Origin of the sequence: Pseudoalteromonas sp. SWXJZ94C, from assembly GCF_015864385.1 — a bacterium.
In the GTDB taxonomy this organism is placed as follows: Bacteria; Pseudomonadota; Gammaproteobacteria; order Enterobacterales; family Alteromonadaceae; genus Pseudoalteromonas.
Map to the genome: position 1 here is coordinate 44,078 of NZ_JADYXF010000012.1, position 26,220 is coordinate 70,297.

23 protein-coding genes are annotated in these 26,220 nt (G+C 38.8%); 16 read left to right on the forward strand and 7 right to left on the reverse strand.

Going from position 1 to position 26,220, the window contains the following annotated elements:
- Positions 1-31 precede the first annotated feature (31 nt).
- Genes I6F65_RS07025 through aldA form a run of 3 tightly spaced genes read left to right on the forward strand, consistent with a single transcriptional unit; the run spans position 32 to position 3,303 of the window.
- The gene (locus tag I6F65_RS07025; RefSeq protein WP_197112188.1) at positions 32-1,054 is read left to right on the forward strand and encodes a zinc-binding dehydrogenase; all 1,023 of its coding nucleotides are present in this window, start codon (positions 32-34) and stop codon (positions 1,052-1,054) included.
- A 31-nt stretch (positions 1,055-1,085) separates the two neighbouring features.
- A complete protein-coding gene (locus I6F65_RS07030; protein WP_033012689.1) occupies positions 1,086-1,850 on the forward strand; it encodes a 2,5-didehydro-3-deoxy-L-galactonate 5-reductase in 765 nt (254 codons plus the stop codon).
- A gap of 4 nt (positions 1,851-1,854) precedes the next feature.
- On the forward strand, positions 1,855-3,303 hold the full coding sequence (aldA, locus tag I6F65_RS07035) for an aldehyde dehydrogenase (protein WP_197112190.1): 1,449 nt from the start codon (positions 1,855-1,857) through the stop codon (positions 3,301-3,303).
- Positions 3,304-3,375: 72 nt separating this feature from the next.
- Here the strand turns inward: aldA and yfaE are convergent, their stop codons facing one another.
- The 5 genes from yfaE to ubiG form a co-directional block, all read right to left on the reverse strand.
- Positions 3,376-3,648 carry a class I ribonucleotide reductase maintenance protein YfaE gene (gene yfaE, locus I6F65_RS07040; RefSeq protein WP_197112192.1) on the reverse strand — a complete coding sequence of 91 codons (273 nt, stop codon included), beginning with the start codon at positions 3,646-3,648 and terminating at the stop codon, positions 3,376-3,378.
- Entirely contained in the window at positions 3,648-4,778 is a 1,131-nt protein-coding gene (nrdB, locus tag I6F65_RS07045) for a class Ia ribonucleoside-diphosphate reductase subunit beta (protein ID WP_166110898.1), read from the reverse strand. Before nrdB ends, yfaE begins: the two co-directional genes overlap by 1 nt.
- Positions 4,779-4,844: 66 nt before the next feature.
- Positions 4,845-7,127, reverse strand: a complete 2,283-nt coding sequence (gene nrdA / locus I6F65_RS07050; protein ID WP_197112194.1) for a class 1a ribonucleoside-diphosphate reductase subunit alpha — start codon at positions 7,125-7,127, stop codon at positions 4,845-4,847.
- Between the two features lie 411 nt (positions 7,128-7,538).
- The gene (locus tag I6F65_RS07055) at positions 7,539-8,213 is read right to left on the reverse strand and encodes an HAD family hydrolase (RefSeq protein ID WP_166110901.1); all 675 of its coding nucleotides are present in this window, start codon (positions 8,211-8,213) and stop codon (positions 7,539-7,541) included.
- Positions 8,213-8,923, reverse strand: a complete 711-nt coding sequence (ubiG, locus tag I6F65_RS07060; RefSeq protein WP_166110904.1) for a bifunctional 2-polyprenyl-6-hydroxyphenol methylase/3-demethylubiquinol 3-O-methyltransferase UbiG — start codon at positions 8,921-8,923, stop codon at positions 8,213-8,215. The genes I6F65_RS07055 and ubiG overlap by 1 nt, the downstream gene beginning before the upstream one ends.
- 176 nt (positions 8,924-9,099) lie before the next feature.
- Between ubiG and gyrA the strand changes: the two genes are divergently transcribed.
- The 10 genes from gyrA (at position 9,100) to I6F65_RS07110 (ending at position 20,030) form a co-directional block, all read left to right on the forward strand.
- Positions 9,100-11,799 (forward strand): DNA topoisomerase (ATP-hydrolyzing) subunit A, encoded by a 2,700-nt coding sequence (gyrA, locus tag I6F65_RS07065; protein WP_197112196.1) that lies wholly within the window; start codon positions 9,100-9,102, stop codon positions 11,797-11,799.
- A gap of 276 nt (positions 11,800-12,075) precedes the next feature.
- Complete coding sequence (gene serC / locus I6F65_RS07070; RefSeq protein ID WP_024612804.1) at positions 12,076-13,158, forward strand: 3-phosphoserine/phosphohydroxythreonine transaminase; 1,083 nt, start codon at positions 12,076-12,078, stop codon at positions 13,156-13,158.
- A complete protein-coding gene (gene aroA / locus I6F65_RS07075; protein WP_166110910.1) occupies positions 13,158-14,435 on the forward strand; it encodes a 3-phosphoshikimate 1-carboxyvinyltransferase in 1,278 nt (425 codons plus the stop codon). Before serC ends, aroA begins: the two co-directional genes overlap by 1 nt.
- 105 nt (positions 14,436-14,540) lie before the next feature.
- Positions 14,541-15,251 carry a (d)CMP kinase gene (cmk, locus tag I6F65_RS07080; RefSeq protein ID WP_197112198.1) on the forward strand — a complete coding sequence of 237 codons (711 nt, stop codon included), beginning with the start codon at positions 14,541-14,543 and terminating at the stop codon, positions 15,249-15,251.
- 96 nt (positions 15,252-15,347) lie between these two features.
- Positions 15,348-17,015: a 30S ribosomal protein S1 gene (gene rpsA, locus I6F65_RS07085; protein ID WP_008171719.1), complete on the forward strand. Its 1,668-nt coding sequence runs from the start codon at positions 15,348-15,350 to the stop codon at positions 17,013-17,015.
- A gap of 67 nt (positions 17,016-17,082) precedes the next feature.
- Positions 17,083-17,370 carry an integration host factor subunit beta gene (gene ihfB, locus I6F65_RS07090; RefSeq protein WP_024612801.1) on the forward strand — a complete coding sequence of 96 codons (288 nt, stop codon included), beginning with the start codon at positions 17,083-17,085 and terminating at the stop codon, positions 17,368-17,370.
- 25 nt (positions 17,371-17,395) lie between these two features.
- Positions 17,396-17,677: a lipopolysaccharide assembly protein LapA domain-containing protein gene (locus I6F65_RS07095; protein WP_024612800.1), complete on the forward strand. Its 282-nt coding sequence runs from the start codon at positions 17,396-17,398 to the stop codon at positions 17,675-17,677.
- A 2-nt stretch (positions 17,678-17,679) separates the two neighbouring features.
- Entirely contained in the window at positions 17,680-18,816 is a 1,137-nt protein-coding gene (gene lapB, locus I6F65_RS07100; RefSeq protein WP_166110916.1) for a lipopolysaccharide assembly protein LapB, read from the forward strand.
- Between the two features lie 43 nt (positions 18,817-18,859).
- Positions 18,860-19,564, forward strand: a complete 705-nt coding sequence (gene pyrF, locus I6F65_RS07105; protein ID WP_024612799.1) for an orotidine-5'-phosphate decarboxylase — start codon at positions 18,860-18,862, stop codon at positions 19,562-19,564.
- Between the two features lie 91 nt (positions 19,565-19,655).
- Complete coding sequence (locus tag I6F65_RS07110; protein ID WP_024612798.1) at positions 19,656-20,030, forward strand: hypothetical protein; 375 nt, start codon at positions 19,656-19,658, stop codon at positions 20,028-20,030.
- 38 nt (positions 20,031-20,068) lie between these two features.
- Here the strand turns inward: I6F65_RS07110 and I6F65_RS07115 are convergent, their stop codons facing one another.
- Positions 20,069-20,902: a S1 RNA-binding domain-containing protein gene (locus tag I6F65_RS07115; RefSeq protein ID WP_024612797.1), complete on the reverse strand. Its 834-nt coding sequence runs from the start codon at positions 20,900-20,902 to the stop codon at positions 20,069-20,071.
- 2 nt (positions 20,903-20,904) lie between these two features.
- Entirely contained in the window at positions 20,905-22,227 is a 1,323-nt protein-coding gene (locus tag I6F65_RS07120; protein ID WP_024612796.1) for a DEAD/DEAH box helicase, read from the reverse strand.
- 209 nt (positions 22,228-22,436) lie between these two features.
- Between I6F65_RS07120 and I6F65_RS07125 the strand changes: the two genes are divergently transcribed.
- The 3 genes from I6F65_RS07125 to I6F65_RS07135 all read left to right on the forward strand — a co-directional run bounded on the left by I6F65_RS07125 (position 22,437) and on the right by I6F65_RS07135 (position 26,204).
- Entirely contained in the window at positions 22,437-23,444 is a 1,008-nt protein-coding gene (locus I6F65_RS07125) for a rhodanese-related sulfurtransferase (protein WP_024612795.1), read from the forward strand.
- Positions 23,445-23,594: 150 nt separating this feature from the next.
- Entirely contained in the window at positions 23,595-25,490 is a 1,896-nt protein-coding gene (locus I6F65_RS07130) for a putative nucleotidyltransferase substrate binding domain-containing protein (RefSeq protein WP_024612794.1), read from the forward strand.
- Positions 25,491-25,493: 3 nt separating this feature from the next.
- Complete coding sequence (locus tag I6F65_RS07135; protein ID WP_024612793.1) at positions 25,494-26,204, forward strand: 3'-5' exonuclease; 711 nt, start codon at positions 25,494-25,496, stop codon at positions 26,202-26,204.
- Positions 26,205-26,220: the final 16 nt, after the last annotated feature.

A 26,220-nucleotide genomic window follows, 5' to 3' on the forward strand; every position in this document is an offset into this window, starting at 1 on the left:
TTTAATTAAACATTCTTGAAGGTATAAAAATATGCAAGCTGCACAATATATAGGCAACAAGTCATTTAACATTGTTGAAGGCACATCTATTAAACCTAAAGCGGGTGAGATTAGATTGAGTGTTGGATACGTTGGGATTTGCGGTACAGATATGCACATATACCACGGCGTAATGGATCAACGAGTGTCTATTCCGCAAACAATTGGCCATGAAATATCAGGTGTTGTTGCAGAAATAGGTGAAGGCGTTGAAGGCTTTGCTGTAGGGGAAAACGTGGTAGTACGCCCATTAGATTGGTGTGGCGATTGTCCTACGTGTAATGCAGGGCATACGCATATTTGTCAAAACTTAAAGTTTATGGGAATAGATACACCAGGTGCTTTTCAGTCAAGCTGGACAGTTAAAGCGCGTATTTTGCATAAATTACCAGCAGGCGTTGATTTAAAACAAGGCGCATTAATAGAGCCTTTATCGGTTGCGTGCCATGATGTACGACGCTCGCGCTTACAAGCGGGTGAGAAAGTGGTTGTACTTGGTGGCGGGCCAATTGGGCAATTAGTTGCTGCGGTTGCTAAAAGTGTTGGTGCAGAAGTACTCGTGTCTGAGCCTAACAAAAGCCGCCGTGCTTTTGCCGATGAGCTAGGTGTTAAATCGGTTAATCCCATTGAAGAAGATTTAGCTGCCTATGTAGACAGTTGGACACAAACAAAAGGTGCAGATGTTGTATTTGAAGTATCAGGCGTAAAACCCGCAATAGAGGCTATGACCGAAATAGCAGGGCGTCGGGGTCGTATAGTAATGGTGGCCATTCACAGTGTTAAACCTGAAATAGATTTATTTCAATTCTTTTGGAAAGAGTTGGAGTTATTAGGTGCACGTGTATACGAAGCGGCCGATTTTGATTGGGCTATCGAATTAATTTCATCGGGCCAAATAGATCTTAAACCTTTCATTAGTTCGGTTAGTTCGTTAACTGATATTGGTAGTGCATTTGCGAGTATGGATGGAAATCCAGAAGGCATGAAAGCGCTTGTTGAATGTAATCCACAATAATAAAAATTATAAAGGTATTAAAATGAATCAGATGCTAGAAAAATTTAGCTTAGAAGGCAAAGTAGCCTTAGTTACAGGTTGTAAGCGCGGTATTGGTAAAGGTATTGCACTAGGTTTAGCGCAGGCTGGCGCTGATATTATTGGTGTATCTGCAAGCTTAGAGCTTGAAGGCTCAGAAGTAGAAAAAGAAGTTAAAGCCCTTGGCCGAAACTTTAAAGCCTACCAATGTGATTTTGGTGATCGTGATGCGCTTTATTCTTTTATTAATGATGTAAAAAGTGATTTTTCAAAAATTGATATTTTAGTTAATAATGCAGGTACAATCCTACGTGCTCCTGCGGCTGAGCATGGTGATGATTTATGGGATAAAGTGATTGAAGTTAACTTAAATGCTCAATTTATTTTAAGCCGCGAAATAGGCAAACAAATGATAGAACATGGCGAGGGTAAAGTTATTTTTACAGCTTCTTTGCTTACCTTTCAAGGTGGTATTACAGTACCAGGTTACGCAGCTAGTAAAGGTGCTATTGGGCAATTGGTTATGGCGCTTTCAAATGAATGGGCTGGCAAAGGCATTAATGTAAATGCCATTGCGCCAGGTTACATTGATACCGATAACACTGAAGCATTACGCAATGACAAAGAGCGTAATGCAGCCATCTTAGCGCGCATTCCACAAGGTCGATGGGGAAATCCTGAAGACTTTAAAGGGCCCGCAGTGTTCTTGGCTTCTGAGGCTGCTAGTTATGTAAACGGCGCTATTTTATTGGTTGATGGCGGATGGATGGGGAGATAGTACAATGAACTTTCATAATAATGTGAATTTTATAAATGGTGAATATGTCGCTTCTAAAGTAAGTGGCACCATTGAAATATTAAGCCCATCTACGGGTAAAAAAATTGGTGAAATACCAAAAGGCTGTATAGAAGATGCGCAGTATGCACTTGAGTCAGCGAATGTAGGCCAGAAAAAGTGGGCTAAATTGACAGCTCGCACACGTCAAAATATATTGCGCGTGTTTGCTAATAAAATTCGTGAAAATAAAGATATTCTTGCACCAATGCTTGTTGCAGAGCAAGGTAAATTGCTATCAGTTGCACAAATGGAAGTCGACGTAACAGCGACTTTTATTGACTATGCATGCGACCATGCACTTACTATTGAAGGCGATATTTTACCTTCAGATAACGAAGATGAAAAAATATACATTCATAAAGTGCCACGTGGCGTAGTTGTTGGTATTACTGCGTGGAATTTTCCGCTGGCATTGGCTGGTCGTAAAATTGGACCTGCGTTGATTACAGGTAACTCTATTGTATTAAAACCTACCCAAGAAACACCTTTAGCAACCACCGAGCTGGGTCGTTTAGCAAACGAAGCGGGGATTCCTGCTGGCGTGCTAAACGTTATTAATGGATCAGGTTCTGTTGTTGGCCAAGCATTGTGTGAAAGCCCAATTACTAAAATGATCACCATGACAGGCTCTACTGCTGCAGGTAAGCAAATTTATAAAACTAGCGCAGAATATATGACGCCTGTAATGCTTGAACTTGGCGGTAAAGCCCCGATGGTTGTTATGGCAGATGCCGACCTTGATGAGGCTGTTGAAGGTGCGCTTTGGGGTCGCTTTGCTAACTGCGGGCAAGTATGCACCTGTGTTGAGCGTTTATATGTTCAAGAGTCTGTGTACGATGCGTTTATGGCTAAATTTATACCAGCTGTAAAAGCACTTCGTGTTGGGGATCCTATGAACCCAGATACACAAATGGGTCCTAAATGTAATCAACGTGAAATAGACAACATTGATCACATAGTTCAACAAAGTATACAACAAGGCGCTTCTGTCGCCACTGGTGGTAAAGTTGCTTCTGTTGAGGGTTTCGAAGGTGGTTGTTGGTACGAACCAACGTTACTTGTAGACGTTAAGCAAGATAACATTGCAGTGCACGAAGAAACTTTTGGGCCAGTACTCCCAATTGTCAAAGTTAAAGATATGGATCAAGCGATTAAATACTGTAACGACAGTATTTATGGCTTAAGCGCTTATATATTTACGCAAAACTTTTCAGATATTAATAAAGCAATTAACGAGTTAGAAGTGGGTGAAGTTTATGTTAACCGTGGTATGGGTGAGCAGCATCAAGGTTTTCATAATGGCTGGAAACAGAGCGGCTTTGGCGGCGAAGATGGTAAATTTGGTTTAGAGCAATATCTAGAGAAGAAAACCGTTTATTTGAAAGAAAAATAAAACTTAGCCGTAATGCACCTTAAGAAAAAAGCCAATAACGTTTTCATTATTGGCTTTTTATTTGTCAGAAAATTACTTTAAATTAATACTTACGTTGCCATTGGGTTTACAGCAGCACAGGAGTATTTCGCCTTCGCGCACAAACGCAAGTGGCTCTTCGTTATATTCAACACTACCTGACACTAACGTTGCTCTACAGGCGCCGCAGTAACCTTCGCGGCATTGGAATGCAACGTCTATTTTCATGGATTCTAAGCACTGTAGAAGAGAAGGGCAGCCAGCGGTAAATTCTATACACTGGCTGTTTTCTGCAAGCGTTACACTTGCAGTGATTCTGTCACTCATTATAAATCAAAGTCACCAAATTGTGAGGCATCAACTTGAGAGTCTATTTGACCAACAAGGTATGAACTGATTTCTGCTTCTTGCGGCGCTACTTGCACGTTATCAGACACCAACCATGAGTTGATCCATGGAATTGGGTTACTGCTAGTTTCAAACTGTGCTGGCAAGCCAATGGCAGTCATACGTGCATTAGTAATGTATTCAACGTACTGACATAAAATATGTTTATTTAAGCCAATCATTGAACCATCTTTAAATAAATACTCAGCCCACTCTTTTTCTTGCTCTGCAGCATCAACAAACATTTTAATCGCTTCGTCGCGGCACTGGGCTGCAACAATCGCCATTTCTGGGTCATCTTTGCCATCTTGCATAATATTTAAAATATGCTGCGTACCCGAAAGGTGAAGTGCTTCGTCGCGTGCAATTAATTTAATTATTTTAGCGTTACCTTCCATCAGTTCACGCTCAGCAAATGCAAACGAACATGCAAAGCTCACATAAAAGCGAATGGCTTCTAAAATATTTACCGACATCATTGCAAGGTAAAGTTTCTTTTTAAGCTCAAATAAATTAACGATAACTGTTTTGCCATTAATCTCGTGTTTGCCTTCGCCGTATAAATTGTAAAGCGATACAGAGTTAATTAAATCATCATAGTATTTAGTTACGGCATCGGCACGTTCGCTAATTTTGTCGTTGCTAACAATGTCATCAAAAATAAGCTCAGGGGCTTGCGTTACATTACGAATAATATGCGTGTATGAACGGCTGTGAATCGTTTCGCTAAATGCCCATGTCTCTATCCATGTTTCAAGCTCAGGTAACGATACAATAGGAAGTAGGGCAACGTTTGGTGAACGACCTTGTACACTATCAAGCAATGTTTGGTATTTTAAGTTGCTTAAAAATATGTGCTTTTCATGATCAGGTAATGCTTGAAAGTCTAAACGGTCTTTACTTACGTCTACTTCTTCAGGACGCCAAAAAAAAGAAAGTTGTTTCTCAATTAACTTTTCAAAAATAGGGTATTTTTGTTGGTCGTAACGAGATACGTTAACTGTTTGGCCAAAGAACATTGGCTCTTGCATTTGGTTGTTATGGTTTCGGCTAAAAGTAGTATAAGACATGTTTATCACTCAAAAAAACTATCAGAAAAAGCGGGCTAAATGCCCGCTTAAAATAAAAATTAATAACTATATTTTACACGCGCCGCCTTCACAATCATCATCTTCCACTTCTGGGGTATCTTCTTGTGAATCTGATGCGCCATCACGGGTGTTATGGTAGTACAACGTTTTAACACCTAGTTTGTATGCAGTAAGTAAGTCTTTTAATAAGACTTGCATAGGTACTTTACCGCCTTCGAACTTGTTTGGATCATAATTTGTGTTTGCTGATATTGTTTGGTCAACAAATTTTTGCATTATGCCCACAAGCTGTAAGTAACCATCGTTTGATGGGATGTCCCACAGTAACTCGTAGTTATTTTTTAAGCGTTCATATTCAGGAACAACTTGCTTCAAAATACCGTCTTTACTTGCTTTAACACTAATATGACCACGTGGTGGCTCAATACCATTAGTTGCATTAGAGATTTGCGACGATGTTTCTGATGGCATTAACGCGCTTAATGTTGAGTTACGCATACCGTGCTCTTTAATGCTGGCACGTAATGTATCCCAATCAAGGTGAAGTGGCTCATCACAAATTTTATCTAAATCACGTTTGTACGTATCTGTTGGCATAATGCCTTGTGAATACGTTGTTTCGTTAAACTTAGGACATGCGCCGCGCTCTTTAGCAAGCTCGTTTGATGCTTTCATTAAGTAGTATTGAATCGCTTCAAATGTTTTATGAGTCAGTGTATTTGCGCTGCCATCTGAATAACGCTTACCGTTTTTAGCTAGGTAGTATGCGTAGTTAATTACACCTATTCCTAACGTACGACGACCCATAGTGGCATTTTTAGCAGCCGGTACTGGGTAGTCTTGGAAATCAAGTAAGTTATCAAGTGCGCGTACTGCAAGCTCAGCTAGCTCTTCAAGCTCGTCTAGTGATTCTATTGCACCTAGGTTAAACGCAGACAGTGTACAAAGGGCAATTTCGCCTTCTTCGTCGTTTACGTTATTAAGTGGCTTAGTTGGCAATGCAATTTCTAAACATAAGTTAGATTGGCGAATAGGCGCAACTTTAGCAATGAACGGGCTGTGTGTATTACAGTGATCAACATTTTGTAAATAAATACGACCTGTACTTGCACGCTCTTGAGCAAACATAGAGAAAAGCTCAATGGCTTTAATACGTTTTTTACGAATAGACTCGTCTTGTTCGTATTTTACGTAAAGCGCGTCAAATTCAGCTTGGTCTTCAAAAAATGCATCGTAAAGCCCCGGCACATCTGATGGGCTAAATAACGTAATGTAGTCGTCTTTAATTAAACGAGAGTACATTAGTTTATTAAATTGTACGCCGTAATCTAGGTGACGAACACGGTTGTCATCTACACCACGGTTATTTTTAAGCACAAGTAGGTTTTCTACTTCTAAATGCCAAAGCGGATAAAACAATGTTGCAGCGCCGCCACGTACACCACCTTGCGAGCAGCTTTTAACCGCTGTTTGAAAGTGCTTATAAAAAGGAATACAACCAGTATGGTACGCTTCACCATTACGAATGTGGCTACCTAGCGCACGAATACGACCTGCATTAATACCTATACCTGCACGTTGTGAAACGTATTTAACAATCGCAGATGATGTTGCATTGATTGAATCAAGGCTATCACCACACTCTATTAATACACATGAACTAAATTGACGTGTTGGGGTACGTACGCCCGCCATAATAGGGGTAGGTAACGAAATCTTGAACAACGATACGGCATCGTAAAAACGCTTAATGTAAGATACGCGTGTTTCACGTGGATAGTCAGCAAATAAACTCGCCGCTACTAAAATGTATAAAAACTGTGCACTTTCATAAATTTCGCCAGATACACGGTTTTGAACAAGGTATTTACCTTCTAATTGCTTCACTGCCGCATAGCTAAAATTAAGATCGCGAGAATGATCAAGGTATGCATCAAGCTCGTCTAATTCTTGTTCTGTATAATCAACAAGTAAGTGAGCGTCGTAGCGCTTATCGCCAACCATCTTTGTTACGTGGTCAAATAAACGTGGTGGCTCAAATTGCCCATACGCTTTTTTACGTAAGTGAAATACAGCTAAACGGGCTGATAAGTACTGGTAATCTGGTGATTCTTTTGAAATCTGATCTGCAGCGGCTTTAATAATGGTTTCGTGAATGTCTTTAGTACGAATACCATCGTAAAATTGAATGTGTGACTTTAATTCAACTTGCGAAACCGAAACGTTGTTTAAACCTTCGGCGGCCCATTCAATAACGCGATGGATCTTATCAAGATCAAGTGGCTCTTTACGACCGTCACGTTTGCTTACAGATAACTGTTGGTTCATAGCTTTGCCTGTGTTCCTAGGGAGTTTAGTATTTTGGCCAATGATTTATACCTCGCAATAGCAAGATATATACTCGTTTATTATAATTCTCACCTAATGAGTGAATTTATTGAATAACATTTGGCCACAATATCTGGTGTTGTTCAATTTAGAGATCACAAGATAGTGTGGTCTGAGTCGTTTTGCAAGGGACATAATTGCCCCTATTTGTGGATAACTTTGGGATAACACATTTGTGTTAGTGAGCATTAACCTTTGATCATTCGGTTAAGTTGAAATTTGCAAAAATCAACTAATCATATGCTAAATTTGCGCTTTAAAAAAATAAATTGTAACTGAGTTTTTTATCGACAAACTTTGGCTAAAAACTGACTAGATCACAATATATAGTGTTTATTAATTAACATGGCACTATATATGGTTAAAACCGTCAATAGGACTTTGCCAATTAAAATCGGCTTCCCAACTTAAAACTTCGTTAAGGCTTGGCACGTACCCCCAAAGAGCAGAAGCGGTATGCATACCCGCTGCTTTACCTGCTTGAATGTCACGCTGCGCATCACCAATGTACAAACACCGATTTGGTTTTATACCCATTAGCTTTGCACAATGTAGTAAAGGAAGAGGGGAAGGTTTAGCCTCTTTTAGCGTGTCACCACTTATAATAACTTGCGCATTTTTTAATGCTGGAATAGCAGCCACAAGAGGATCAGTTAGAAAACCAGGCTTGTTAGTCATGATCCCCCATTTGATCTTTTTTTGATCAAGCGCAATAAGTAAAGGCTCAACACCTGTAAAACACGTTGTATGTGTTGCTATGTTTTTAGCGTATTCGTCAATTAATTGCTTTATTAGCTGTGTCTGAGGTTGTTCAACCCACTTATCCTTAAAACCAGCCTCTAAAAGCGCAGCAGCACCATTAGATGCTGCAGGACGGTATACATCACTTGTTACTTCATCTATGTTTTGCGCACGCAGAACTTTATTTAAAGCGGCGCCTAAATCATCAGCGGTGTCTAGTAGGGTGCCGTCTAAATCAAATAAAAATGCATCGTACTCAACAAGGGGTGATTGAAAGCTAGTCATTAAGCTAACTTCTCAAAATGAAGTATGTAATTTACGCTAACGTCATTATTAAGCGTATATTGCTTTGATAATGGGTTATAAGAGAGCCCAGTGCTTGCACGTACTTTTAAACCAGCTTGCTCTGCCCATGCAATAAGTTGTGCAGGTTTTATAAACTTTTTATGGTCATGTGTGCCTTCAGGTACCATTTTTAAAAGTTTTTCAGCACCAACAATGGCAAACAAGTACGCTTTAGGTGTTTTATTTAAGGTTGAAAAAAATACATCGGCACCTGGTTTTGCAAGTGCTGCTACTGAATGAATTATAGAAGCAGGATCGGGTACGTGCTCTAGCATTTCCATACATGTTATTACGTCATAACGTTCTGGATACTGTGCTGCAAATTCTTCTGCAGGTACTTTTATGTAATCTACACTTACGCCTGTTTCTAAACTATGTAACTTAGCAACGTTTAAAGGCTCTTGACCCATATCGATGCCAGTTACCTTTGCGCCCATACGCGCCATGCTTTGGCTTAAAATACCGCCGCCACAGCCTACATCGAGTGTTTCTTTATCAAATAAGCCTTGGGTTTTATTTGCAATAAAGTCTAAACGTAACGGGTTAATTTCGTGAAGAGGTTTAAATTCTCCATCTAAATCCCACCAACGCTCTGCGATGGCTTCAAATTTTGCTATTTCTGCGTGATCTACATTTTGATGTTCGGTCATAAAATACTTCCTCGTCAATCTGGGGCCATTATATAGGGCAAAATTGATAAATCGCAAAGTTTTGCGCCTGTAAATTAAAATTAATTGTGATAGCATAGTTGTTAGCAATAATAACAAATACTCTTGATACCTAATACCGGGTTGTTGAGAGCAGATACTGAAGGAATGTGATATCAATGACTGATCTCGCCCATGGCATTCAGCCGGTCAATATTGAAGACGAGTTGAAAAACTCCTACTTAGATTACGCAATGAGTGTAATTGTAGGGCGTGCATTACCAGACGTGCGTGACGGCTTAAAGCCGGTTCACCGTCGCGTTTTGTTTGCAATGAATGAGCTTAGTAATGATTGGAACAAGCCTTACAAAAAATCGGCACGTGTTGTCGGTGACGTAATCGGTAAGTACCATCCACACGGCGATAGTGCAGTTTACGACACTATAGTACGTATGGCACAGCCATTCTCACTTCGTTATATGTTAGTAGATGGTCAAGGTAACTTCGGTTCGGTTGATGGTGATTCAGCAGCAGCAATGCGTTATACAGAAGTACGTATGGCAAAAATGTCGCATGAATTATTAGCCGATCTTGAAAAAGAAACGGTTGATTTCGTTCCTAACTACGATGGCACTGAACAAATTCCTGACGTTTTACCAACGAAAGTTCCTAACTTATTAGTGAACGGTTCATCGGGTATTGCGGTAGGTATGGCTACAAATATTCCTCCTCATAACTTAACTGAAGTTGTGAATGGGTGTTTAGCACTTATTTTAAATCCTGAATTAACTATTTTAGAGTTAATGGATTATATCCCGGGTCCTGATTTCCCAACAGCCGCTATTATCAACGGTAAAAAAGGCATAGAGCAAGCCTATTTAACGGGTCGTGGTAAAGTGTACATGCGTGCCCGCGCTGAAATTGAAGTAGATGAAAAAACACATCGTGAAACTATCATCGTTCACGAAATACCTTATCAGGTTAACAAAGCACGTTTGATTGAAAAAATTGCGGAGCTAGTTAAAGATAAAAAAATTGAAGGTATTAGTGCACTTCGTGACGAATCAGATAAAGACGGTATGCGTATCGTTATCGAGATCAAACGTGGTGACGTAGGCGAAGTTATATTAAACAACTTATATGCACAAACTCAGTTACAAACTGTGTTTGGTATGAATATGGTTGCTTTAATTAATAACCAGCCTAAGTGTTTTAATCTAAAAGAAATGCTTGAAGAGTTTATTATTCACCGTCGTGAAGTAGTAACTCGTCGTACTGTTTTTGATTTACGCAAAGCGCGCGATCGTGCACATATGCTAGAAGGTTTAGCGATTGCACTTGCAAACATTGACCCTATTATCGAACTTATTCGTAACTCACCTACACCTGCAGAAGCTAAAATTGCTCTAACAGAACGTTCGTGGGAATTAGGCAATGTTAAATCTATGCTTGAAAAAACAGGCGAAGATAATGTTGCCCGCCCAGATTGGCTTGCTGCCGATTTAGGTATTCGTGATGGTCAGTACTTTATTTCTGAGCAACAAGCCCAAGCTATTCTAGATTTACGCTTACATAAGCTAACAGGTCTTGAACACGAAAAAATTATAAGTGAATACCAAACGTTATTAGATTTAATTGCTGAGCTTTTATATATTTTGGCAACGCCAGAGCGCTTAATGGAAGTTATTCGCGATGAGCTTGTTGAAATTAAAGCGCAATATGGTGATGAACGTCGTACTGAAATAAATGCAGCGGCTCACGATATCAGCCTTGAAGATTTAATAACTGAAGAAGACGTTGTTGTAACACTTTCTCACGAAGGTTACGTTAAGTATCAGGCATTATCTGATTACGAAGCACAACGCCGTGGTGGTAAAGGTAAATCAGCAACGAAAATGAAAGATGAAGATTTCATTGAACGTTTATTAGTTGCTAATACCCACGATACTATATTGTGTTTCTCAACAGCCGGTCGTTTATATTGGCTTAAAGTGTACCAGTTACCTCTTGCGAGTCGTGCCGCGCGCGGCAAGCCAATTGTTAACTTGTTACCACTTGAAGCAGATGAACGTATTACCGCTATATTGCCAGTACGTGAGTACGCAGAAGATAAATACATCTTTATGGCAACTGCATTTGGTACAGTTAAGAAAACACCATTAACGGCCTATAGCCGACAACGTGCCAGCGGTATTATTGCTGTTAACTTAAATGATGGCGATAGCCTGATTGGTGTTGATATTACCGATGGTAGCAACGAAATTATGTTGTTTACTGACGCAGGTAAAGTTGTACGCTTTAAAGAAGCAGAAGAAACAGCTGTTGTTGATGAAGACGGTAATGCGGTTGTAGACGAGAACGGTAACCCTGAAATTAAGTTTAAAGGTGTTCGTCCAATGGGTCGTACAGCAACCGGTGTTCGTGGTATTAAAATGCCAGATCAGCAACGTGTTGTATCGTTAATTGTTCCAAAAACCGATGGTGCTATTTTAACGGTAACCGAAAATGGTTACGGTAAGCGTACGCTACTTGAAGATTACCCATCTAAGAGCCGTGCAACACAAGGTGTTGTATCTATTAAGGTGAGTGAGCGTAACGGTGCTGTTGTTGGTGCTGTGCAAGTTGATGACAACGATGAAATAATGATTATTTCTAATCGTGGTACCTTAGTACGAACTCGCGTTAATGAAGTTTCTACGGTTGGACGTAACACGCAAGGTGTTATTTTGATCAGAACTATTGACGAAGAGCAAGTAGTTGGTTTACAACGTATAGAAGAGATTGAAGTTACTGAAAGTGACTTAATCGATATCGAAGACGTTGAGACAGTTGATACGGTTATTGAAGAAGTAGCGGATGATAATCCACCTTCAGAATAATTGAGATTAAAAAAGCGGCTAAGGCCGCTTTTTTTAATGGTATTGAATAAAACTAATGTAGCCTGCTTGTAGAGCAATCAGGCATTTATACAAATTGAATTAAAATGATGATCATTTAATTAGGCTAAATAACCTATTAACTGCGTTAAAAATTTTCAAGTAGAAACACTACATATAAAATTTTATTTTTAAAGCGCTGTTTATTGGTCACTATGATTGAACGCTGATTTAATGCAATTCGTATTAATTTTGAATTACTGGAATGAGGCAAAGGTAATGAGTAAATATAATTTTTGTGCGGGACCCGCTATGCTTCCGCAAGCCGTTATGCAAAAAGCACAAAAAGAATTTTTAGATTGGCAAGATTTAGGTGTTTCTGTGATGGAAATAAGCCATCGCAGCAAAGACTTTTTAGCACTAACAGCCAAATGTGAAGCCAGTTTACGCCGCTTAATGAACATTAGTGATGAATTTGAAGTGTTATTTATGCATGGTGGCGGTCGTGGTCAATTTAGTGCAGTACCTTTAAATTTACACCAAGAAGGTAAAACAGCCTTTTATTGCGAGAATGGTGTTTGGTCTAAAAGCGCAAGAGATGAAGCGAGTAAATTTACTCAAACATCTTTTACAGATGTGCGTAATGATGCCGATGGCGAGTTTTCAATTAAAGCAGTTGCTGACTGGGAATTACCAGAAGATGCAGCGTACATCCACTATTGCCCCAATGAAACCGTTGATGGCTTAGAGATTTTTGATGTACCGAGTCATCCAACAGCGCCAATTATTGCTGATATGTCTTCAACTATTTTATCTCGCGAAATAGACGTTAATAAATTTGATTTAATCTATGCTGGAGCACAAAAAAATATTGGTCCGTCGGGTATTTCAATTGTTATTGTGCGCAAAACATTACTTGAACGCGAAGGCTTGCCTAAGCCTGGCATTTTAGATTACGCACTTGAAGCAAAGCAGGGCAGTATGTTTAATACGCCACCTACTTTTGCATGGTATTTAGCAGCTGAAGTATTTTCATGGCTTGAAAGCAATGGTGGTGTAAAAGCCATGGAAGTACAAAATATTGCCAAGGCTGAATTACTTTATGATTTTATTGATAACTCTGATTTTTACTCAAATATAGTAGCTAAGCATTGCCGCTCACGTATGAATGTTCCATTTTGGTTGAACGATGAAAGCTTGAATAGCAAATTTGTTGCTCAATCAAATGAAGCAGGTTTACTTGCACTTGAAGGACACAGAATTGTAGGAGGCATGCGCGCTAGTATTTACAACGCAATGCCACTTGAAGGCGTTCAAGCATTAGTTGATTTTATGGCTGCCTTTGCAAAGGAAAACAGCTAATGGAACAATTACGTCTAGAACCAATTTCTCGTGTAAATGGCAGTGTGACATTACCTGGTTCGAAAAGCTTATCGAACCGAATTTTGTTATTAGCAGCACTTGCTAATGGCACCACTGTTGTAGAAAACTTACTTGATAGCGACGATATTCGCCATATGCTGGGCGCATTAAAGTTATTGGGTGTTAATGTTACGCTAAATGACGAACGCACTGTAGCGACTGTTGAGGGTGTTGGCGGTGTATTTAAAACACCTAGTGAGCCATTGTTTTTAGGAAACGCAGGAACCGCTTACCGACCTTTAACCGCTGTACTTGCCGCTGTTGCTGGTGAGTATGAGTTAATTGGCGAACCTCGTATGGAAGAACGTCCAATAGGGCATTTAGTTGATGCTCTTCAATCGCTTGGTGGTGATGTTACCTATACTAAACATAAAGACTACCCACCACTTAAAATCGTGGGTGGACAAATTAAGGGCGGCTCAGTTGAAATAGATGGCAGTATTTCAAGCCAATTTTTAACCGCATTACTAATGGCTGCACCTTTGTTTAGTGGCGATACAAATATAACCATTAAAGGCACTTTGGTTTCTAAACCTTATATTGATATAACCCTTGATGTAATGGCACGTTTTGGCGTTAACGTTGAGCACAGTAATTATGCAACTTTTAATGTTAAAGGTGGTCAACAGTATCAATCACTAGATCGTATTATGGTTGAGGGCGATGCGTCTTCTGCTTCTTACTTTGTTGCAGCCGCTGCGATTGCGGGTGGTGAAATTGAGATTAAAGGTGTAGGGGCAAAATCAGTTCAGGGTGATATAGGTTTTGCTAAAGTAATGGAGCAGGTTGGTGCAAAAATAGATTGGTATGATGAGCGTCTAGTTGTCCGTAAAGGAGAATTAAATGGTGTTGATATCGATGCTAATGCAATTCCAGATGCAGCCATGACACTTGCAACGGTTGCTCTATTTGCTAAAGGTCCAACCGCGATTAGAAATATTTATAATTGGCGCGTAAAAGAAACAGATCGGTTGTACGCAATGGCTACTGAGCTTAGAAAAGTAGGTGCTGAGGTAGTAGAAGGACATGATTTTATTGAAATCACACCTCCTAAACACTTCAATGATGTTGCAATTGATACCTACGATGATCACCGTATAGCCATGTGTTTTGCCATGGTTGCCGTAGGCGGTAAGCCAATAACGATTAATGATCCGAAATGTACTTATAAAACATTTCCTACGTTTTTCAATGTTTTAGCATCGGTTAGTGAATAGACTATTTATAAGTATTTATAAAAGTTACATGCTAATAGCAGATCTATTTTAATAACTGACGTATAATATCGCGGTTTATTTAGGTGTGCATCGCAGGAGGTTTAAATGCAGGCGTTATTAATGCCAGTGATCACCGTTGATGGCCCAAGTGGTTCAGGTAAAGGAACTGTTTGTCGCTTGTTAGCCGAGAAATTAGGATGGGATGTATTGGATAGTGGTGCAATTTACCGCGTTTTATCCCTTGCAGCACTCCATCATCAAATAGCATTAGACAATGAAGAGGCACTTGTGCCACTTGCTGCAAATTTAGATGTGCAGTTTTTGGTGGATAGCCAAACTAATGCAGGAAAAGTTATTTTAGAAGGCGAGGATGTAAGTACTACTATTCGTAATGAAGAAGTAGGTGCTGCAGCGTCAAAAGTAGCAGCATTGCCTCGCGTTCGAGAAGCGCTATTACGTCGTCAGCGTGCGTTTCGTACAGAAAACGGGTTGGTTGCTGATGGTAGAGATATGGGCACTGTGGTTTTTCAGGACGCGCCATTAAAAATATATTTAACCGCAAGTGCAGAAGAACGTGCTCGTAGGCGATTTGTTGAGTTGAATGCTCGCGGTCTTGATGTTACACTAAGTGGTCTATTACAGGACATTCAAGCTCGTGATGAGCGCGATATGAATCGTGTCGTTGCGCCGCTTGTGCCTGCAGAGGATGCTATTGAGCTTGATACTAGCGAGCTTAATGCAGAGCAAGTATTTGATAAAGTTATAACTTTACTAGATATTGCTATCTCTGAAGGTAAGCTTCCTAAACGAAGCTAAAACACATTTTATGCGCCAGCAGGATGCCAGTGCTATTTTAACAACCCCATGCAGCATGGTTGCTTATTGGTATTAATAGATGAGACGTATATTCGTATGTCAGAAAATTTTGCGCAGTTATTTGAAGAAAGCTTAAAGGGTTTTGAAGCAGAGCAAGGCTCTATCGTTAAAGGTACAGTAATCTCAATCGAGAATAACATTGTACTTGTAGATGCTGGTCTTAAATCAGAAAGTGCTATCCCTGCTGAGCAGTTCAAAAATGCTGCTGGTGAACTTGAAGTTGCTGTTGGCGACGAAGTAGATGTTGCACTAGATGCAATTGAAGACGGTTTCGGTGAAACTATCCTTTCTCGTGAGAAAGCGAAGCGTCACGAAGCGTGGATCCGTCTTGAGAAAGCATGTGAAGAGCAAGAAACTGTTACTGGTGTTATCAACGGTAAAGTTAAAGGCGGTTTCACAGTTGAAGTTGATTCAATCCGTGCTTTCCTACCTGGTTCACTTGTTGATGTTCGTCCAGTACGTGACACAACTCACCTTGAAGGCAAAGAGCTTGAATTTAAAGTAATCAAGCTTGATCAAAAACGTAACAACGTTGTTGTTTCACGTCGTGCAGTTATCGAATCTGAAAACTCACAAGAACGTGAAGAGCTTCTTGCTAACCTTGTTGAAGGTCAAGAAGTTAAAGGTATCGTTAAGAACCTTACTGACTACGGTGCATTCGTTGACCTTGGTGGTGTTGATGGTCTACTACACATTACAGATATGGCTTGGAAGCGTGTTAAGCACCCTTCAGAGATCGTTAATGTTGGTGACGAAATCGCAGTTAAAGTTCTTAAATTCGACAAAGATAAAACTCGTGTATCTCTAGGCCTTAAACAGCTTGGTGAAGATCCATGGGCAGCTATCGCTGGTCGTTACCCAGAAGGTTCTAAACTTTCTGGTCGTGTTACTAATCTTACAGATTACGGCTGTTTCGTGGAAATCGAAGAAGGCGTTGAAGGTTTAGTACACGTTTCTGAAATGGATTGGACTAACAAGAACATCCATCCTTCAAAAGTTGTTAGCTTAGGCGACACTGTTGAAGTTATGGTTCTTGAGATTGACGAAGAACGTCGTCGTATTTCTCTTGGTCTTAAGCAATGTATTGCTAATCCTTGGCAGGAATTTGCTCGTCTACAGAACAAAGGCGATCAAGTTACTGGTAAGATCAAATCAATCACTGACTTCGGTATCTTTATCGGTCTTGACGGTGGAATTGATGGTCTTGTACACCTTTCAGACATTTCTTGGAATACACCTGGCGAAGAAGCTGTACGTGAATTCAAGAAAGGCGACGAAATCACTGCTATCGTATTGCAAGTTGACCCAGAGCGCGAACGTATCTCTCTAGGTGTTAAGCAAATCGAAGCTGACCCATTCAATAACTACCTTGATGCAAACAAAAAAGGTGCTATTGTTAAGGGTAAAGTGACTGAAGTTGATGCTAAAGGCGCAACTGTTGAACTTATCGAAGGCGTTGAAGGTTACATCCGTGTAGCTGATATCGCTCAAGAGCGCGTTGAAGATGCAACTACTGTTGTTTCTGTTGGCGACGAAATCGAAGTTAAATATGTTGGCGTTGATCGCAAAAACCGCACTTTAAGCCTATCTGTTAAAGCTCTTTTCGAAGCAGAAGAGAAAGAAGTAATAGAGAAGCTTAAGAAAGAAGAGCCAGTGTTTGAAAACGCAATGGCAGCTGCTTTCGCAAATGCACAAAAAGACTAATATATAATTAGTTTTTAGTTGGAAGGGCATTTTTTGCCCTTCCTATATCTCTTTTTAAGGAAACGCTATGACTAAGTCAGAACTGATAGAAACACTTGCGGAACAACACTCACACGTTCCAGTGAAAGATGTTGAGGATGCAGTAAAAGAAATTCTTGAACAAATGGCCGGCTCATTATCTACTTCAGATCGTATTGAGATCAGAGGTTTTGGTAGTTTCTCTTTGCATTTCCGCGCTCCTCGCACAGGTCGTAATCCTAAGACTGGCGATACAGTTGAGCTTGACGGAAAGCATGTACCTCATTTTAAACCAGGCAAAGAATTACGTGACCGCGTAAACGAAAGTATTGCCTAGTTAACTAACTTATTGGAGTAGTTACTTGTTTAAGGTATTAAAAATTATTCTGGTTGCGCTATGCCTTATTAGCGCATTTGTATTGGGTTCTCAAAATCCGCAATTAGTACAAATAAATTATATTATTGCCAGTAATACTTTACCTTTAGCTGTAATAATAAGTATTTGCTTTTTGTTAGGTGTTGTAATTGGATGTTTTATTAGCTTTAAATTGTTCTCGCAACTAAAATGGCAAAATTACCGCTTAAAAAAGCAATTAGCGCCAGAAAAAGACAAAAAAAAGCTTGCTGCTAATAAAGACACCTAACTATGATTGAGCTTTTGTTTTTATTATTACCTATAGCAGCTGGTTATGGCTGGATTATGGGTAAAAACAGTGCTAAAAACCAAGCTCATCAGCTTAACCGTCAGATCACTTCTGAGTATAGTAAAGGCTTAAAGTTTTTACTTGATAGAGAAGAAGATCAAGGTTTAGAGCATTTAATTAATTTACTTGAAGTTTCAGCTGATTCTGTTGAGCACTATTCTACACTTGCCACTATGTTCCGCCGTCGAGGTGAACTAGATCGCGCAATAAAAATCCATGAACTCCTTTTAAAACATCCAAGCTTAAATGAGCAACAAGCCGCAACAAGCCGTTTAGAACTTGCCGAAGATTATATTATGGCGGGCTTACTTGATAGCGCAGAAGAGCATTTAGTCTGGTTGGTAAAAGCAGGGCATGTTGAAGCACTTGATCCTATTATTACATTGTATTCGCAAACTCGTGACTGGGAAAAAGGCATCAATATGTTTGAAGCCCATAGCGAATTATTCTCTAAAGAACAACAGTTTAAAGCAATTGCCAATTTTTACTGTGAGTCAGCTATTAGCGATAATGATCCGCCCCTCATGAGAAAAGCGATTAGCTTAAACTATAAAGCTATTCGTCCGCTTTATGAGTTGGGCTTAGTTGCTTATACAAAAGAAGATTACGTTAAAGCAATTTATTATTGGCGAGAATTAGTTTGCCAATTTACTTTATTTGCTCCGTTATTTATTGATGAACTTTCGCATAGTTATAAACAATTAAATTTGACGCATCAATTTCATGATTTATTAAGTGACTTGTTAGAAAAAGGTGGTGTATTAATAAAAATAAAACATTGCCAAGCATTGCTTGAACAAGGTCATACAAAACAAGCCTTTGAATTTTTAACAGACAGTTTAAAACGTCAACCTACTATTAGAGGGTTCAGTTTTTTATTGCAGTTAATGGGCGACCAAAATAAAAATAATAAAGAAGTTCTCGATCAAATAGATCATTTAGTTACATCGTATATTGCCACCAAGCCTGACTTTCAATGTCAGCATTGTGGTTTTACTAGTTACACCATTTATTGGAATTGCCCATCTTGTAAACATTGGGAAACCATTGTTCCAAGCAGAGGCTTAGACGGATTTTAATAACCCCATATTAATAACTTTACTGCCATTCATTAGGATAGTTATGTCTTTCGAACACTCAAAAAAAATTCTTATTGCTTTAGATTACGACGATCAACAAACAGCTTTACGCTTTGTTAAGCAACTATCTCCAGACACATGCCGACTTAAAGTAGGCAAAGAAATGTTTACCTATTTTGGTCCAGCTTTTGTTAAAGAATTAATTGATTTAGGCTTTGATGTCTTCTTAGATTTAAAATTTCATGATATTCCAAACACGGTAGCTAAAGCTGTTACTGCAGCAGCTAAAATGGGTGTATGGATGGTAAATGTACATGCTAGTGGCGGTTTTGAGATGATGAATAAAGCTAAGTTAGCCCTAGAAGAATTCGGCGACGAAGCACCATTACTTATTGCAGTGACTGTTTTAACAAGTATGGATGAAAAAGAATTAAAACGTTTAGGTGTCGAAAAAACACCTCAAGAACAAGTTCTCTATTTAGCTAAACTAGCAAAAGAAGCTGGGCTCGACGGAGTTGTATGTTCAGCACAGGAGGCTGAAATACTTAAAGCACAATTAGGGAAAAGTTTTAAGCTTATAACACCAGGTATTCGACCAGAAGGCAGTGATGCGGGCGATCAAAAACGAATTATGACACCCAAACAAGCTATAGACGCGGGCAGTGATTATTTAGTTATTGGACGTCCGATTACACAATCGGATAATCCAGTTAAAGTGTTGAATGATGTTAATAAATCTATAGGTTAGTTTAACAAAAAGCAGCAATATAGTGCTAAAACCCTTACTTAATGTAGTTATTATGTTACATTAATAAAATAAAATGCAGTAGGGGTTTGTTTTGAAGTTATTTTTTAGCTCTGTAGTTCTTATTATTGCGGGTTTCTCAGTAAACAAGTATGTTTTTTCTAATAAGGCATATGATGGTGTTACAGTCGTAACGGATATGATATCGGCTTATCCAGTCGATATGTTCGATTTTAAACACACAATGCAAAACTATGCACATCACTTATGTTACAAAAACGAAGAAACCTTAAGCTTTCAACATATAAGCGTGGATGAATGTTTATCTAAGCTTGATGCAACAAAGATAGAATGTGAAAGGAAAATTTTTCGTTTAGCACCGCTAAACTTAGAGTCAGAAATAGAAGTTCTTGATTATTCAAGGCAATATACGCAATGTACATTACCTTATAAATATATTCTAGGTTAGTAACAAACTTTTATAATAAGTAAAATCGATCACTCAAATTAAGATTTTAAGCGAATGGATTTCGCTTCAATATCTATTAATTCTTGTTTAAATAACCCACCAATTGCTTTTTTATAATTAGCTTTACTGGTTGAAAACATCTTTTTTATTGCTTCAGGATCAGACTTATCACCTAGTGGTATTACACCACCTTCATTTTTAAGCTTTTGCATAATAGTTTCACCAAGGTCACTTACTTTACCCATGCCGGGTTTTTCAAGTACTACGTCAATCTTACCGTCATCACGAACTTTTTGAATGAAACCTTTGAGCTTTTGCCCGACAAATAAGCTTTTAAATACCATATTGTAAAATACAACGCCAAAGTGCGATTCTTCAATTAACACTTTATAACCAATATCAGTTTTACCCGCTACAATTATGTCTACTTCTTGTAAGTGAGTATATTCTGGCTCATCTTTTGACAAAAAGCGGTTAAAGTTGTTCGAAGCACAAATACGTTGGCTTGCATTATCAAGGTACAAGCGTACTAAATAAGAGTGACCTTCTTGCATGCGTGGCTTTTGTTCGTTAAAAGGAGCAAGAACGTCTTTCTCTAAACCCCAATCTAAAAATGCACCAATACTATTTATTTCTTTAACACGAAGTAGGGCGTATTCACCAACTTGTGCATGTGGTTTTTTAATCGTAGCTGTAGCTAAATTAGCATTATCCAAATATATAAATACACTAATGCTATCGCCAGCTTCAAGCTCATGTTTTATTTCTTGTTTTGGTAAAAAAACCTCGCCTAAATCATGACCATCAAGGTAAGCACCTTCATTGCTCACTTCTTTTACAAATAAGGTTTGTGTTGTTCCAAGGTAACTCATAATCATTCCTGCTCAGGCTTTTTTTTACGGCGCATAGGTGTGTCACCATCTATGTTCATAGGTGCTTTAATTGGGGCAGATGGCTTTTTAGGCTTTGCTTTACGTTTAAATAATGGCTTTTTAACAGCAACTATTTTTTCTTTTTTAAAGGTAGATTCAGGTTTTTTCTCTTTAATCCCTTTAAATTTAGCTTTTAAACCATCAATACTCGCAAAATTTAATTCGTCATTTAAGAATGCTTTTATCGCTAAATAACTAGCCCAATCTTTAGGACCAACAAGTGAGAGTGCATTACCTTTAAAACCAGCACGACCGGTTCTACCTATTCGGTGAACATATTCTTCGGCGTGTTTTGGTAAATCAAAGTTAATAACGTGCGTTACGCTTAATAAATCTAAGCCACGTGATGCTACATCTGTTGTTATTAATATTTTAAAGTTTTCGCGACTAAACGAGTCCATAATATCGAGACGTTTATTTTGCGTAAGGTCACCCGCAAGCGCTACAGACTTAAATCCTTTAGCGTTAAGGGCTTCACTTAAGCGACTCGTATCTGCTCGTGTTGCAGTAAATATAATACATTGACCTACGTTATCTTGATTCAAAAAGTGTTCAAGTAATGCTTCTTTATGATCAAGGTGGTCGGCTAAATATAAAGTTTGTTTAATATCGCTATGTTGCTCGTTTGCGGCACTTAATGTAATTTGTTTTGGTTTTTTTAATAAATTACGTGACAGAGCGTCAACTTGAGCATGGTCAAGTGTGGCTGAAAACAATAACGTTTGGCGCAAACGGTGATTAGCTTGCTCGTTAATCATTTTTAGTTGTTCGGTGAAACCTAAATCTAAAATACGGTCGGCTTCATCAAAAATAAGTAACTCTAAGCCACTTAGTTGTAGTGAGCGCTTTGTAATATGATCAGCTAAACGACCCGGTGTAGCAACTACAAACTGTGGGTCATTTCTTAATGCTTTTATTTGATCGTTAAAGTTTTCCCCGCCTAATATTTTTACAGCCTTAATATTTGTGCCTGCAATTAATAAACGAAGTTGTGTAAATACTTGCGTAGCAAGCTCACGAGTAGGAGCAACAATAAGTACACGGGGATCGCGTTTACTGAGTGCTTTTTGTTTCATAACCCGTTGAACAGCGGGTAATAAAAACGCCAAGGTTTTGCCCGACCCAGTTTTAGACTGAGCGAAAATATCATACCCTGCAAGTGCTGTAGGCACTGCATGAGCTTGAATGTCGGTGGGCTGGGTGATCCCTTGATGTGCTAGTTGTGTTTCAAGGCGTGTATCAATCCCAAGATCAGTAAACTGCAATGTGTGTTTCTCCAAAATGAGCAAATTAAGTCTATAAATTTATCAGCGCATTATAGCTTACACAGGTAGGTCGCTAACAGTAAAATGCAAATTATAGGGCTATTTTTTGCATTTAATCTTAAAAAGCGTAAAATACGCGCCCCATATGCGCCGGATTTACGATTCGGTAAATGCCAATTGTGGCAACTAAAAGCAAAATAGGAAATAAGATGACAGCTGTTAATAAAAATGATGTAACAAAGGATCACTTTGTTGTGTGCGCAATGTATAAGTTTGTAGCTTTACCTGAGTATGAAGCACTCAGAAAACCATTACTAGAAGTAATGGAAGCGAACGAAGTTCGTGGCACTTTACTTATTGCTGCTGAAGGTATTAACGGTACTGTTTCGGCAAAGCGTGAAGGCATAGATAACCTCCTAACATGGTTAGGGAAACAACCAAATCTTAATAACATTGTAAGCAAAGAGTCTTATGATGATGAATGTCCGTTCTATCGTACAAAAGTAAAGCTTAAAAATGAAATAGTAACAATGGGTGTTGAAGGGATAGATCCACTTAAAGTAGTCGGTAGTTATGTTAAGCCTAATGAGTGGAATGCGTTAATATCAGACCCTGACGTTATACTTATTGATACTCGTAATGATTACGAGATAGAAATTGGTACTTTTCAAAACGCAGTCGATCCAAACACTAAAACATTTCGTGAGTTTCCTCAGTGGGCAAAAGAAAACTTAGACCCTGAAAAACATAAAAAAGTGGCTATGTTTTGTACTGGCGGTATTCGCTGTGAAAAATCAACTGCGTATATGAAAGAGCAGGGCTTTGATGAGGTTTATCATCTTGAAGGTGGTATTTTAAAATACCTAGAAGAAGTGCCAAAAGAGGAAACAATGTGGGAAGGCGAGTGTTTTGTATTTGATAATCGTGTAGCGGTTGATCACGACTTACAAAAAGGCTCTTATGATCAATGTCACGCCTGTCGCATGCCAATTACAGAAGAAGAAAAATTAAAGCCTGAATACATGGAAGGTGTATCTTGTCATCATTGCATTGAAGAAGTAACTGATGAACAGCGCGAACGCTTTGCAGAGCGCCAAAAACAGATAGAGCTCGCGCAAGCGCGTGGTGAAGGCCACATTGGTAGCGAAGCACAGGCAGTTTTACAACAACGTAAAGATGCTAAAAAAGCACATAAAGAAGCTCAGCGCGGAAAATAATACATCACATCAAGTGTGATTATAGAAGAGCCTTTATAGGCTCTTTTTTTTGTATTTAAAATAGTACGTTAATTGTTTTAACCTCTAATTGATAATGTTAATCTGCAAACAATAACCAGTGATTTTAAAGCACTACGCAGGAAGGCATTTATGCAAGCCGAACAAGTTGAAATAGCGCAATTTTTAGCACAACACCCACCTTTTGATGATTTGCCAAATAAAGCACTTAACGAATTGGCACAGCAAGTCGAAGTTACCTATTTTAGAGCGCAAACCGAAATTTTGCACTTTGGTAAAGATATTGCTGATTTGTATGTGGTTAGGAGTGGTTCGGTCGAAATGTATCGTCGAAATGGAGAGCTTTATAATCGCTTATCTGTTGGTGGTATTTTTGGACAAATGGGATTGTTAATGAACCGCAAAGTTCGTTTCCCTGCAACGGCTCTTGAAGATTCATTAGTGTATTGTATTAATGTGGAATTATTTAATCGTTATTGCGATGAGTTTGATGCGTTTGCTGACTACTTCGAAACCGATGGTAATGTGCGCCTACATCAAGCAATTGTAGAACAAGCCGACAGTAATGACTTAACAACTGCAAAAGTAAAATCGCTTATCCACCGTGATGTAGTGACCGTAAATACAACTTCAACGATTCAAGATATAGCTAAACTAATGACAGAAGAAGCTGTTTCATCTGTATTAGTTACTGATATAAATAAACCCATTAACGACGATCCAGAGGAAGATGATGGACAAGTTGTTGGTATAATTACCGATCGAGATTTACGGTCAAAGGTAGTTGCCCAAGGGCTCGCTTTTGATACTCAAGCACAAGACATTATGTCTACAAACTTAGTGCTTTTAGATGCTAACTCTTACGTATTTGAAGCTGTACTTGCTATGTTAAGAGATAATTTGCATCATTTGCCAGTTGTACAAAAGCGACGTCCTATTGGCGTTATATCGCTTTCTGATATTTTACGCTATGAGTCACAAAGTAGCCTTTTACTTGTACGGGGTATTCTTGCCCAGCAATCAATAGAAGACTTAGCGCATTATGCTCGCCAATTACCCAATGTATTTGTTCGTATGGTTAATGAAGATGCAAACTCACATATGATTGGCACCGCTATGGCCGTTATAGGGCGTACATTTAAGCAACGTCTTTTAGGTTTAGCCGAGGATAAATTTGGTCCAGCACCTGTGCCTTATTGTTTTATAGCATTAGGGTCAATGGCGCGCGATGAGCAATTAATTGTAACGGATCAAGATAACGCGCTTATTTTAGATGATAGCTACGATGATGAAAAACATAACGAGTATTTTCAAAATATTTCGGACTTTGTTTGTGATGGTCTAGCGCAGTGTGGTTACACCTACTGTGATGGAGAAATAATGGCGTCGTTTAAAAAATGGCGTAAAACGCGTTCAGAATGGTTTGACCAATTTGCAGGTTGGATGGCTCAGCCTAAACCTCAAGCTTTACTCAATAGCTCAATATTTTTTGATTTAGATGGCGTTTGGGGTAAAACAAAATGGGCTGATGAGCTTAAAATATTTATAGCTAAACAAAGTAAAATTAACCGCTTATTTTTAGCAAATATGGCATCTAATGCACGAAATAGAACACCACCGCTTGGCTTTTTTAAAGGCTTTGTAATGGAGCATAATGGTCAACATAAGCATTCTATGAACTTAAAGCGAAGAGGGACTGCACCGCTCTCTGACGTTATCCGAGTGCATGCACTTGCAGTTGGTTCACGTAAACAAAATTCGTTCGAACGATTAGAAGATATTATTGAAGCGAATCTGTTACCTGAAGGTAAAGCACAAGACTTACGAGATGCGCTTGAATATATTGCAATGATGAGAATTCGTCATCAAGCATGGCAAATAGAAAAAGGCGAAGAGCCTGATAATAATCTAGATCCACGCCAGCTTTCACCTTTTGAGCAACGTAATTTGAAAGAGGCATTTGCAATACTCGAAAAAGCACAAAGCTATTTAAAATTTAGTTATTCTGCTAACTCAGGTGTTAAATAGGCTATGGTTTTTAAAAAAAGTGCGGTTATAGATTGGTCAACTCGCTATGAACAGCTAATAAATAGTACTGAAAATAAAGTGTTAAAAAACTTTTACTCGTCAGCATTTAATCAACCCTTAGCTGCAATTAAGGATGTTCCTTTTGTTGCAATGGATTTTGAAACTACGGGCTTAAATAGTAAAAACGACGACATAGTCAGTGTTGGTTTAGTGCCGTTTAATTTTCAACGTATTTACTGTAAACACAGCAGACACTGGGTTGTTCAACCACGTCGAAATTTGCATGAAGAATCTATTGTAATACATGGAATAACACACTCAGAAGTTGACGATGCACCTGATTTTAATAGAATTATTGAGCCGTTACTTCAGGCTTTAAGTGGGAAAGTCGTTGTTGTGCATTACGCTGCAATAGAGCGTCAATTTTTAAATAATGCATTATTATTAAGGCTTAAAGAAGGTATTGAGTTTGCACTTGTTGATACTATGGATATCGAGCGAAAAGCGTTAGAAGCAAGGCAGGGTTTATTAGGTAAGCTATTTAATACAAACCTTGGCTCACTTAGATTAACGCACTGTCGTGAGCGTTATTCATTACCAGCCTATAAAAATCATAATGCTTTAACAGATGCGTTAGCAACGGCTGAATTATTACAAGCGCAGTTAAGCCATCATTACAAATTAGAAACACCCATTTCGGAGTTGTGGGAATAGTACCAATCAGTATAAG